We start from the raw sequence: 11,296 nt of genomic DNA, 5'->3' as shown, positions 1-11,296 counted from the left end.
AATGGCGCGACTCGGTATTAAGCCTTACGCCAAACACTCGCCAACCAAGGCTGCTGTTCCCGAGGCAATCCTGCCGGGCGGTAGTAGTGTTCCAACTCGACAAACCCCGCAGCATTAAGCAGTTCGCGCCAGGACTCCAGGTCGTGATACGAGCCATACCGTGGGCCGTTCCAGCCTTCCTGGTTGTCGCCGCGGGGGTTGGAGCTGAACAGGACGCCGCCCGTTTTTAGCGCGGCGTGCAATTCACTCAGCACACGGGGCAGTTCCTGTTTGGGGATGTGAAACAGCACGGCGTTGGCGAAGATGCCATCGAAGCGTTCAGCAGGCAGGTCCAGCTCAAGGAAGTTCTGCTGCCACACCTCGCAGCCCGTTTCAGCGCGGGCCATTTCGGCGAAGCGCTCGGAGCCGTCCAGGCCCACCGGTACATGACCCATACTGCTGAAGGTTTTCAGATCACGGCCCGGCCCGCAGCCGAAATCCAGAATCTGCCACTGCGCAGGGCCCTCAATGTGGCGCAACAACGCGGCGATGTTCTGGCTGACGTCGTGGTCGCGGGTGCCTTCCCGGAAGTCCTCGGCCACCTGGTTGTAGTGGCCGAGGGTTTGGTCGGTGATCTGGGCGAGGTCTTGCGCTTGGAGCTTCAGGGCGACTCTGTCTGAGCAGTGAGGCGCCAAATATAACTCACTCAGCGCTTGTTCAGACCTCTGGCGAGACGATCGCCGCCCAGTTGAATCACGGCCACCAAAATCACCAACAGCACAATCACGGTCAGCATGATCTGGCTATCGAAGCGCTGATAGCCGTAACGGTAGGCGATGTCTCCCAGGCCGCCCGCACCAATCGCACCGGCCATGGCCGAGGAGTTGATCATGGTCACCAGCGTGATGGTGAAACCACCGACGATGCCCGGCAGTGCTTCCGGCAGCAGCACGTGCCAGATGATGTGCCAGCGTCGGCAGCCCATGGCCTGCGCTGCTTCAATCAATCCGTGATCAACCTCACGCAAGCTGACTTCGGCGATCCGCGCAAAGAATGGCGTGGCAGCAATGGTCAGCGGTACCACCGCCGCCCAGACGCCATAGGTAGTGCCGACGATCATCCGGGTGAACGGAATCAGCGCCACCATCAGGATCAGAAACGGAATGGAGCGGAACAGGTTCACGAAGCCGCCCAAGACCTGATTGAGTGCGGGCGCTTCATAAATCCCGCCTTTGCCGCTGGTGACCAGAATCACTGCCAGCGGAATGCCCAACACCAGCGCGATGAACGACGAAACGCCGACCATCAGGAAGGTATCAATGGCGCCCTGCAGCAAACGATCAAACCACATAGCCCAGTACCTCCGCGTGTTGCGCTTGTTTGCGCGCCTGGTTTAACAGGGTGTCGATGCTGTGCGGCGAGCCAGCCACTGACAGCAGCAGGTGGCCCAGCGCATGCCCTTGAATCCGATCAACACCGCCTTGCAGCAAGCTGACCCGGCCACCCAAGGCTGCAAACAATGCCGCCAGATCGGGTTCTTCGCCGCCGTCCCCTGTGAAGTGCAGATCCAGCACCACCTTGGCCTCCGCTGTTTGTGGATGAACTGAAAGCCGCGCCTGCAAATCTTCCGGCAAGCCATGTTGCAACGGGGCGAGCAGGGTTTTGCTGACCTCGTGCTGCGGATTGCCAAACACTTGCCAGACCGGGCCCTGCTCGACGACACGGCCTTGTTCGAGGACCACGACGCGGTCGCAGATATCGCGAATCACGGCCATTTCATGGGTGATCAAAATGATGGTCAGGCCCAGGCGCTGATTGATCTCGCGCAGCAGACCGAGGATCGATTGAGTGGTCTCAGGGTCCAGCGCTGAAGTGGCTTCGTCGCAGAGCAGAATCGCCGGGTCATGCACCAGCGAGCGAGCAATGCCCACGCGCTGTTTCTGGCCGCCGGACAATTGCGCCGGGTATGCCTTGTGCTTGTCTTGCAGGCCCACCAGTTCCAGCAGCTCAGTGACTTTGCGCTGACGCTGTTCCTTGGGCACGCCCGCAACCTTGAGCGGCAACTCGACGTTTTGCCATACGGTTTTGGCCGACATGAGATTGAAGTGCTGGAAGATCATGCCGATCCGTCGGCGCAGCTCCACCAGCTTGTCTTCGTTGAGCTCGCCAATGTCGGTCTGCTCGATCAGCACCCGTCCGCTGCTGGGTTGTTCCAGACGGTTGATGGTGCGGATCAGCGAGGATTTGCCCGCACCGCTGCGACCGATGATGCCGAAAATCTCGCCTTTCTGGATCGCGAGGTCGATGTTTTGCAGTGCATCTACCGGGCCTTGCTGGCCCTGATAGGTTTTACCCAGATTGATGAACCGCACGTGCGCGCGGTTCAGGTCGGCGTGCAGCTCGGCGCTGCTCGTCGAATAAGCTGCCGAATGCGCTGCGCCCGTCCGTTCAGGTGGAAGTTGGCGTTGCACGGATGCATTCATATCAACCTTCCCAGCCAGCTTGGTAGAGCTTGCCATTGACCTTGTCCAGAGTGGCGCGCACGACTGGCGAGTGCTGATAGATGTCGATGAATTTGGCCAGGCGTGGATCGTCTTTGCTCTGCGGCTTGATCACGAACTGGATGACGTATTCGGGGTGATCAAGACCGTCAAAGAGGATGGCTGATTCGGCATCGAAGGTCTTCGAGAGGCGAATGTAGGCCGGGTAGCCCTGAACCAGATCCGCGTCGTCATAAGCGCGAACCAGTTGCACGGCCTCGACCTGAATCAGTTTGATTTTCTTCGGGTTGGCGACGATGTCTTCCTCGGTGGCCTTGTAACCCACGCCTTGCTTGAGGGTGATCAAACCGGCCTTGGCCAGCAGTTGCAGACCTCGACCGCTGTTGATCGGATCGTTGGCGATGGCCACGGTGGCGCCGGTTGGCAGTTCATCGAAGCTTTTGTACTTCTTGGAGTACAGGCCGACGTTGTTGATGATCCCCGGCGCGTACGGCACCAGATCAAACCCGGCCGCTTCTTTGGCGTTGGTCAGAAACGGAATGTGCTGGAAGTAGTTCACGTCGATATCGCCCGCCGCGAGGCTGACGTTGGGCGCGATCCAGTCGGTGAATTCCACCAGCTCGACTTTCAGGCCTTGCTTGGCGGCTTCCTGAACCGCGGCTTCGAGCGGGATGGCGAAAGCGGCGGTGGTGCCGACTTTCAGGGGTTCGTCCGCGGCATGGGCGGTGAGGGCTAACAGGCTCAGGGCCAGGGTGCTGATGAGTTTTTTCATGGTGGGTGTCCGGTGTGTTGCTGGGGTTTAGTTGTGTGTAGGGTTGAACGCATTTTTATTGTGGGAGCGGTGCTTGCCCGCGATAAGGACACCGCGACTCTAAAGTGAACCGCGTCCAGCCTCATCGCGGGCAAGCACCGCTCCCACAGGGTTCAGCGTCGGTAACTGGCCCCGACATGCCGCTCTGGCAACCGCGCTCCGCCCTCTGGAAACAGCTTCTCGCGCAGGCTGCCGGTGTCGTAAGCGGTTTTGTATGAGCCTCGTCGTTGCAGCTCGGGGATCACTAGGTCGATGAAGTCCACGTAGCTTTCCGGGGTGACGATGCGGGTCAGGTTGAAGCCGTCCAGACCGGTTTCGGCGATCCACGATTCCAGCTCGTCGGCGACGTGCTCCGGCGAGCCCCCCAAGGTGATGTAGCGCCCGCCCAAGGCGTGTTGGTCGAGCAGTTTTTGCCGGGTCCAGTCGTTGTTCTTGAGGTTCCTGGTCGCTGATTGAATGGCGTTGCTCTTCACGTACTGGATGGGTTCATCCAGCTCGTACAGAGAGAAATCGATGCCGGTCGAGGCGGCGAAGTGCGCGACACCGGCTTCGGCGCTGGCGAATTCGCGATACTCCGCAAGCTTGGCCTGCGCTTCGGCTGCGGTCTTGCCGACGATCACGTTCAGGCCCATGAACACTTTGATGTCTTCCGGGTTGCGCCCGGCCGCGACGGCACTGGCACGCACTTTGTCGACCTGCTCCCGGGTCGCGGCCTTGTTCTGGCCGCTGATGAACACGCACTCGGCATGTTGCCCGGCAAACTGCAGGCCTCGCTCCGAGCTGCCCGCTTGAAACAGCACTGGCGTGCGCTGTGTGGACGGCTCGCACAGGTGATACCCTTCGACCTGATAGAACTCGCCCTTGTGCTCAACCTTGTGCACTTTGTCCGGTTGGGCGTAAACCCGCTGCTCGCGATCGTTGATGACCGCGTCGTCTTCCCAACTGCCTTCCCAGAGTTTGTAGAGCACTTGAAGGTATTCATCGGCCTGATCGTAGCGGCGGTCATGTTCGACTTGCTCGGTCAGGCCCATGGCCCGTGCAGCGCTGTCCAGATAACCGGTGACGATGTTCCAGCCCACCCGACCACGACTCAGGTGATCCAGCGTCGACATGCGCCGGGCGAACAGATAAGGCGCTTCGTAAGTCAGGTTCGCAGTCAGGCCGAAGCCGAGATTTTTGGTCACTGCGGCCATGGCTGACACCAGTAGCAGCGGATCATTGACTGGCAGCTGGATGGACTCTTTGAGCGTTACATCCACCGAATTCTGATAGATGTCGTATACGCCGACGATATCAGCGATAAACAGGCCGTCGAACAGACCACGCTCCAGCAGCTGTGCCAGTTCGGTCCAGTATTCGAGGGTGTTGTAGCGGGTCGAGTTGTCTCGTGGATGAGTCCACAAACCATGGTTGATGTGGCCAATGCAGTTCATGTTGAAGGCATTGAGCAGGATCTTTTTCTTCGCCATCAAATTGTCCCCCGCAGTGGAGGATTGGTGTCGTTGAGGTAGTAATTGCCGATGGCGTGATACTTCCAGCGTACCGGGTCGTGCAGCGTGTGGACGCGAGCGTTGCGCCAGTGTCGGTCAAGGTCATGCTCGGCCAGAGTCGCCTGACTGCCAGCCAGTTCGAACAGCGTGCTGCCCGCCGCGAGTGAGATTTCGGTGCTGATGGCCCGGGCTTCGGCGACGGCAATTGATGCGGCGGCCACATGCTCGGCGTTGCTATCGGCCTGAGCGATATCAAGGATTTCCCCGGCGCGATCCAGCAATGCTTCGGCGGCGAATAAGCGAACGCTCAGCTTCCCGAAGCTGCTCAGGGTCAACGGATCGTCCACGGCTTTTTCGATGCCGGAGTCGATCCATGGGCGGGTGCGGGTGCGAACGAAGTGCAGAGCGTCTTCGAAGGCGGCGCGGGCGATCCCGGCGTCGATGGCGGCGTGAAGAATCTGCGCCAGCGGCCCGACCGTGGTCGGGCGCTCGAATGCACTCTGGAATGCCACGACGTCGCGGGCGTCCACATAAACATTTTCAAAGACCACCGAGCCGCTACCGGTGGTGCGCTGGCCGAAGCCGCTCCAGTCGTCGATGACGGTCAGGCCCTCACTGTCAGCGGGCACGAACGCCAACTGCTGCACACCGTTTTCGTCGACAACCGAAGTCGGAATACGCTGGGCATACAATGCGCCAGTCGAGTAAAACTTGCGGCCGTTGATGCGATAGCCGTCGTCGTCGCGACTTAGGCGAGTGGTGCGATCGTGGGCTGTTTTGGTACCCAGCTCGGCCAGCGCATTACCGAAACGCAAACCTGCCAATGCTTCGGCATACAGGCGCTGCTGCTGATCGGCATTACCGTTGACGCGCAGGACTTCCAGAGCATAGAAATGATTCTGAGGAATTTGCCCGAGAGACCCATCCGCCTCGGCTATCAGGCGAATGACTTTCGCCAGGGTGACATTCGACACGCCTGCGCCGCCAAATGCCTTGGGCACACTGATGCCCCACAGGCCGGAGGCGCTGAACAGATCCAGTTCTACATGGGGTAGCCGACGCTCTTGGTCACGTACCGCGCTTTCACGTTTGAAGTGGGCGGCCAGTTCCTGAGCAATGTGCAGGACCTGTTCATCGTTTTCGATAACGGCAGCACGGTTCCGCGGCGGGGATTGCAAACTCATAACGTTGTACTCCAGTGGTCTGGTTTAAATCCACGAATGGCGGGCGGGCAGGGTGCCGTTGAGGTGCCATGCGCCGACGGCGTGGTATTTCCAGCGCACGGGGTCATGGAGGGTGTGAACGCGAGCATTGCGCCAGTGCCGGTCGAGGTTGAACTCGGCCAGGGTGGCGCGGCTGCCGGCCAGTTCGAACAGCTTCTCGCTGGCCAGCAGTGACACTTCAGTGGTCAGGACTTTGGCGCGGGCCACGGCAATTGATGCGCGCGCAGCGGAGAATTCGTCGATGGGAGCAGCGTTGACCTCATCCAGGACTTTCGCCGCTTCACGCAACAGCGCCTCAGCGGCATGCAGTTCGAGTTTGAGCTTGCCGATGTCGGCGATTACGTAGAGATCATCGCTGGCACGCTCTACTTGAGCGTCAACCCAAGGCCGCGAGCGTTCGCGTACGAACGTGATGGTGTCGTCAATGGCGCCTCGGGCGATACCTGCGTCGATGGCCGCCTGGATCAGTTGCGAGACTGCACCCTGAATATTGGGTGTCAGTGACAGGCGCCAGTTTTCGACAACCAGTTCGCTGTGCACCTCTACGTTTTCCAGCAGCACCGTGCCGCTGGCGGTGGTGCGTTGGCCGAAGCCCGACCAGTCGTCGACAATGCTCAATCCCGCACTGCCCCGCGGCACAAAGGCCATGATTTGCTGACCCTGGTCGTTTAACGCCTTGACCGCGACCCAATGCGCGAACAACGCACCAGTGGAGTAGAACTTCTGGCCGTTGAGGACCAGGCGTCCTTTGTTGTGAGTGAGACGGGCTTTCAGCTCCAGGGTATTTTTAGTACCGCGCTCGGGGCCGGCATTACCGATCCGCCAGCCGTCCAGCACGCTTCTGAGCAAGGCTTTTTTCTGCTGCTCGTTGCCACTGCTCAACAGCAGATGAATGATGCCGAACTGGTTCTGCGGTATTTGGCCCAGCGCCGGGTCGGCAGCGGAGATGATTTTGAAGACTTCAGCAACGGTCACGAACGAAACTTGCGGACCGCCGTACGCACGCGGTATGGAGATGCTGCCCAGGCCGCTACGGGTGAACGCTTCGATCTGCTGCCAAGGAAGCAAGCGCTGAGCATCACGCTCGGCAGCCTGCAATCGGGCTTGTGCAGCCAGTGCGTGTGCGGCTTCGATTGCCTGGGCGTCATTTTGTAATATCCGCGCAGGGTGCAACGGCGGCGCGATATCCGAGCCGCGCTCAGCCAAGTGGGTGTGAGACGTTGAAACGACCATTCGAACCTCGCAAAAACGCCCCCCAAAGAAGGCGAAGAAAAAACACGATGTCCGGTGGTCCGGTGCATATACCCTAAGGCGACTAAAAATTTAAATATACGAATTTTTTGGAATAAGCATAGAAGACTAAATCACGGTTGCTCATGCGGTTTGAGCGTAGGTCAGGCATGAGCCAATTAGCACAATAAGGATGCACAGTTTGATAGGCTTGCTGACTTTCATGAGCGTATATTCCGAATGACGGTAGGTCGTTCAGAAAGCCTAGTCAGTTGTTTGTGTATTTTATGAATATGCCTGTAGGCGAAGATGCAGTTGGTTGTAGGAATTGTCTTGGGCGTAGTGAGTTTGTGAGCCTGTTCGCATTTCAGGGTGAGTAGGCCAATACACGAAGTTATAACAACTTCGCATATTGGCTTGAATTAAAAAGTGTTCAGTCATACCCGGGACGATTATCCAGAGTGCTGACGCTGATTTCTCGTGGCGGCGCCCAGCGAGAGTTATTACCGACTCGATCAATAACGCAATACGTCACCTCCAGTTGCGGCTCATCGCCCGCCTCGCGAATCAAGGTAGCGGGCACGATCAGCTTGACGGGTTTACCAACGTTGTCGGCATCCAGCGGCTCCAGGTCCATCCGCAGATCGCCCCAGCGCAGGGTGATTTCATCGCAAGGCGCCATGTTCAGGTACGGCTCGATGGACAGTGGCAGGCCTTTTTTGACGTCACTGGTAATCAGACCGTTTCGAATCACGGCGTCCGGCAGACAGATGGGTGCCAGCCCCTGGTTTTCTTCGCGACTGTCATTGATCAACAGCCCGCCGGGCATGTCCAGCTTCACTCTCAGCCTGCGGCAGGGCGAGGTAATAGGTGCGCCGCCGATCTTCATCAGTCGGTAGTAGGTCTTGACGGTACCGCTCTGCAGAAAGCTTTCCGGTACCCGCAGCACCATGGTGTAGCCAATATCGGACTTATCCAGAACTTTTGACGCGACGTAGCAACCGCCCCAGTACAACTCGATCAGGTCGCCTGCGTCCATGTCCGGGTAAGGGTCAATGTTGACCAGCAAATGGGCAGCGGCGCGAATGCCAACGCCATGTCTGTGGGCCTGCGGAACGTAAGGTGGGAACAGCTTTTGACCGCCTGTTTTGCAAAGTGTGTGAGTCATGTCTGAATGCCCGTCATAATTGAGTTGATCATTGATAGTTGTAACAAATTTATTTCTGGAATCATTGCTATGCACCTCGAGTTCAACCTGTGGATAGTTAACGTATAGTTCGAGCTTATGGGAAGCATTACAAAGTGTCGGTAAATCCCGCTTGCAACTATTCGAAGGCGTTAGAAGTTCCTGTTGGTCTTGAGCTAATGTCGTTTACGCTTATCTGTCAAGGCGCTAATGGATTGAGCTGGGCGTGTACGAAGAAATAAGATACTTCCTACAGAGTTTCGTCAAACTGTTGACCGTATTGGCTTAGTTCGTCCTACCTGAGGAAATAAACAGTTATGTTTGCTAGCCATGAAAACCTGCTAGCCGACCGAACAGGTAAAGGAATTGAGCACGCAGCCGCAGCCCCCTCCATTTCATTGAGTGGGAAATGAGGAGGACTTCTGTTCAGGTTTTTAGATGGCTTTCCAGCGATTCTGGAAGTACATCAATCACGGGTTTGATCGATTGATTGATGTACAAATGTAAAGCCAGCAGGAGCAGCGCCAGAAGGCGCAGGTTTCTGTGCTGTGCTTTGTAGGATCAGTTCCTGCTTCGTTCCAGAAATTGCCGCGTCCGTTCTTCGCGCGGGTTGGCGAACAGCTCTTTCGCATCGCCCTGCTCGACAATCACACCCTTGTCGATAAACACCACACGATTAGCGACGTCCCGGGCGAAGTTCATTTCGTGAGTGACGATGACCATGGTGCGGTTTTCTTCAGCCAGAGCGCGAATAGCGGTCAGCACTTCGCCCACCAACTCGGGGTCCAGCGCAGAGGTGGGTTCGTCGAACAGAATCACTTCCGGTTCCATGGCCAGGGCGCGGGCGATGGCCACGCGCTGCTGCTGACCGCCCGACAAGCGCCGCGGGTAGGCGTCTTCCTTGCCTGCCAGCCCTACTTTGGCCAACAGTTGCCGACCCAGCTCGGAGGCCTTTTCACGCGGCATCTTCTTGACCACGACCGGCCCTTCGATGACGTTTTCCAGCGCAGTGCGGTGTGGGAACAGATTGAAGTTCTGGAACACAAAACCTACGTGCTGACGAAGCTCGCGGATCAGGCTTTGCTGCTTGCTCAACGGGCGGTTGCCGTCGATTTCGATGTTGCCCACGATGATCTTGCCGCTGGTGGGTTCTTCGAGAAAATTCAGGCAGCGCAGCAAGGTGGTTTTACCCGAACCGCTGGGGCCGATAATCGCTACAACCTCGCCTGCCTGAACCTTCAGGTCGATGCCTTTGAGCACTTGCTGACCCTTGAACTCCTTGGTGAGTTTTTCAACCACGATCATGCTTCAAGACTCCACATCATGGCGGTTTACTCTCTCTTCCAGACGGTTTTGCAGGTACGAAAGCGCTGTCGCCAGAATCCAGTAGATCAAGGCAGCCGCGAGGTACATGGTGAAGATTTCGAAGGTCCGGGCGGTGATCAGTTGTGCCTGACGGAACAGTTCCGGCACCTGAATAGTGGCCGCCAGCGCGGTGTCTTTGACCAGTGAGATAAAGCTGTTGCCCAGTGGCGGCAGCGCGGTGCGGGCGGCCTGAGGCAGAATGGCCCGGCGCATGATCTGCGCGCGGGTCATGCCGATACTTGCACCAGCCTCCCATTGACCACGATCAACCGAGGCAATCGCGGCGCGCAGGATTTCGCAGGCATAAGCACCCATGTTCAGCGAGAAGCCGATCAGCGCAGCGGTCAGGGGTTCCAGTTCAATGCCTAACTCCGGCAAGCCGTAATAGATCATGAACAGTTGAACCAGCAGCGGCGTGCCGCGAAAGAACGACACGTAAACCCGGGCGATGCCGCGCAGCAGCATCATCGGTGACAAGCGCATGAGCGCCAGTCCGAAGCCCAGCAGCAGCCCGAAGAACATACCGCCCAGACTCAGGAAGACCGTGTAGTACGCGCCCTTTATCAGAAAGGGCGCGGAGTCCAGCGCAAGCTTTAGACCCTCTTCAATCATTTGGTCACGTCAGCCTGGAAGTACTTCTGCGACAGCTTGGCGAGGGTGCCGTCAGCGCGCAGTTTGTCGATGGCTTTATTGATGGCCGCAACCAGTTCAGGCTCGCCTTTACGGATGGCGATACCGGATTCCTGACGGGAAAAGGGTTCGCCGGAAACAGCCAGGCTGTCCTTGGTTTTGGCGATCAGCTCGAGCGCAGCCAGGCGATCAACCAGAATGGCGTCGATACGGCCGACACGCAGGTCCTGATATTTGGTTGGGTCATCGTCGTAAGTTTTGACGATGGCGGCCGGTACGTTTTCCTTGAGCCATTGCTCGTAGTTAGTACCCAGACCTACGCCCACTTTGGCGCCCTTGAGGTCGGCTGCGGTTTTGAATTTGTCTGCGTCTTTCTTCTGCACCAGCGCCTGAATACCGGAGATGGTGTACGGCTCGGAGAAGTCATACTTCTTCTTGCGCTCTTCGGAAATGGTGACCTGGTTAATCACCACGTCCAGACGCTTGGACTCCAGCGCCGCCAGGATGCCTGCCCATGGGGTCGCTTGCAGTTGCACCTTGACGCCCAGCTCTTTGGCCAGTGCCTCGGAGAACTCGACTTCGAAGCCGGTCAGCTTGCCGCTTTCATCCTGGAAGCTGAACGGAGGGTACGTCCCTTCCAGACCGACCTTGATCGTGCCAGCCTTTTTGATTTGATCCAGTTGCTCACCTGCAACCGCTTGACCCATCAAGCCGGAACCGAGCACCAGGCCCAGGGTGGAAAGCAGAACGGTACGCCGAATGGCGGAAATAATCATGACGAGCCCCATTTAAGTTGTTTGGTTTCAGGCAAGAATCGGACCTGACGAACGCTACGTTGGCAGCGGATGTTTATCCAGCTTTTTCAGCGCTTGATCCGTGCT

At 57.9% G+C, this 11,296-nt stretch carries 11 protein-coding genes; all 11 read right to left on the bottom strand.

What is annotated here, in order from left to right:
• Window positions 1-17: 17 nt before the first annotated feature.
• Window positions 18-644: a class I SAM-dependent DNA methyltransferase gene (locus tag H8S59_RS14915; RefSeq protein ID WP_187521899.1), complete on the bottom strand. Its 627-nt coding sequence runs from the start codon at window positions 642-644 to the stop codon at window positions 18-20.
• Between the two features lie 41 nt (window positions 645-685).
• A complete protein-coding gene (locus H8S59_RS14910) occupies window positions 686-1,330 on the bottom strand; it encodes a methionine ABC transporter permease (RefSeq protein ID WP_095092916.1) in 645 nt (214 codons plus the stop codon).
• Window positions 1,320-2,462, bottom strand: coding sequence for a methionine ABC transporter ATP-binding protein (locus H8S59_RS14905; RefSeq protein WP_187521897.1), 1,143 nt, complete (start codon window positions 2,460-2,462; stop codon window positions 1,320-1,322). Before H8S59_RS14905 ends, H8S59_RS14910 begins: the two co-directional genes overlap by 11 nt.
• Before the next feature lies 1 nt (window position 2,463).
• Window positions 2,464-3,252 carry a MetQ/NlpA family ABC transporter substrate-binding protein gene (locus H8S59_RS14900; RefSeq protein WP_095092914.1) on the bottom strand — a complete coding sequence of 263 codons (789 nt, stop codon included), beginning with the start codon at window positions 3,250-3,252 and terminating at the stop codon, window positions 2,464-2,466.
• A 152-nt stretch (window positions 3,253-3,404) separates the two neighbouring features.
• Window positions 3,405-4,760 (bottom strand): LLM class flavin-dependent oxidoreductase, encoded by a 1,356-nt coding sequence (locus H8S59_RS14895; protein WP_187521896.1) that lies wholly within the window; start codon window positions 4,758-4,760, stop codon window positions 3,405-3,407.
• Window positions 4,760-5,965, bottom strand: a complete 1,206-nt coding sequence (locus tag H8S59_RS14890; RefSeq protein WP_187521895.1) for an SfnB family sulfur acquisition oxidoreductase — start codon at window positions 5,963-5,965, stop codon at window positions 4,760-4,762. The genes H8S59_RS14895 and H8S59_RS14890 overlap by 1 nt, the downstream gene beginning before the upstream one ends.
• Before the next feature lie 24 nt (window positions 5,966-5,989).
• Window positions 5,990-7,237, bottom strand: coding sequence for an SfnB family sulfur acquisition oxidoreductase (locus H8S59_RS14885; protein ID WP_187521894.1), 1,248 nt, complete (start codon window positions 7,235-7,237; stop codon window positions 5,990-5,992).
• Window positions 7,238-7,667: 430 nt separating this feature from the next.
• Window positions 7,668-8,402 carry a hypothetical protein gene (locus H8S59_RS14880; protein ID WP_095092910.1) on the bottom strand — a complete coding sequence of 245 codons (735 nt, stop codon included), beginning with the start codon at window positions 8,400-8,402 and terminating at the stop codon, window positions 7,668-7,670.
• Between the two features lie 579 nt (window positions 8,403-8,981).
• Window positions 8,982-9,725, bottom strand: coding sequence for an L-cystine ABC transporter ATP-binding protein TcyN (gene tcyN / locus H8S59_RS14875; protein ID WP_187521893.1), 744 nt, complete (start codon window positions 9,723-9,725; stop codon window positions 8,982-8,984).
• Window positions 9,726-9,728: 3 nt separating this feature from the next.
• On the bottom strand, window positions 9,729-10,397 hold the full coding sequence (gene tcyL, locus H8S59_RS14870; protein WP_095092908.1) for a cystine ABC transporter permease: 669 nt from the start codon (window positions 10,395-10,397) through the stop codon (window positions 9,729-9,731).
• Complete coding sequence (gene tcyJ / locus H8S59_RS14865) at window positions 10,394-11,191, bottom strand: cystine ABC transporter substrate-binding protein (RefSeq protein ID WP_095092907.1); 798 nt, start codon at window positions 11,189-11,191, stop codon at window positions 10,394-10,396. Before tcyJ ends, tcyL begins: the two co-directional genes overlap by 4 nt.
• Window positions 11,192-11,296 lie beyond the last annotated feature (105 nt).

Source organism: Pseudomonas folii (assembly GCF_014357575.1).
Taxonomy (GTDB): domain Bacteria; phylum Pseudomonadota; class Gammaproteobacteria; order Pseudomonadales; family Pseudomonadaceae; genus Aquipseudomonas; species Aquipseudomonas folii.
This window is presented reverse-complemented; position numbering and strand designations above follow the sequence as displayed.

Coding starts and splice junctions, on each gene's coding strand:
- H8S59_RS14890 (WP_187521895.1), bottom strand. CDS start 5,965: ATGAGTTTGCAATCCCCGCCGCGGAACCGTGCTGCCGTTATCGAAAAC.
- H8S59_RS14910 (WP_095092916.1), bottom strand. CDS start 1,330: ATGTGGTTTGATCGTTTGCTGCAGGGCGCCATTGATACCTTCCTGATG.
- tcyN (WP_187521893.1), bottom strand. CDS start 9,725: ATGATCGTGGTTGAAAAACTCACCAAGGAGTTCAAGGGTCAGCAAGTG.
- H8S59_RS14905 (WP_187521897.1), bottom strand. CDS start 2,462: ATGAATGCATCCGTGCAACGCCAACTTCCACCTGAACGGACGGGCGCA.
- H8S59_RS14885 (WP_187521894.1), bottom strand. CDS start 7,237: ATGGTCGTTTCAACGTCTCACACCCACTTGGCTGAGCGCGGCTCGGAT.
- H8S59_RS14880 (WP_095092910.1), bottom strand. CDS start 8,402: ATGACTCACACACTTTGCAAAACAGGCGGTCAAAAGCTGTTCCCACCT.
- tcyJ (WP_095092907.1), bottom strand. CDS start 11,191: ATGATTATTTCCGCCATTCGGCGTACCGTTCTGCTTTCCACCCTGGGC.
- H8S59_RS14895 (WP_187521896.1), bottom strand. CDS start 4,760: ATGGCGAAGAAAAAGATCCTGCTCAATGCCTTCAACATGAACTGCATT.
- H8S59_RS14900 (WP_095092914.1), bottom strand. CDS start 3,252: ATGAAAAAACTCATCAGCACCCTGGCCCTGAGCCTGTTAGCCCTCACC.
- tcyL (WP_095092908.1), bottom strand. CDS start 10,397: ATGATTGAAGAGGGTCTAAAGCTTGCGCTGGACTCCGCGCCCTTTCTG.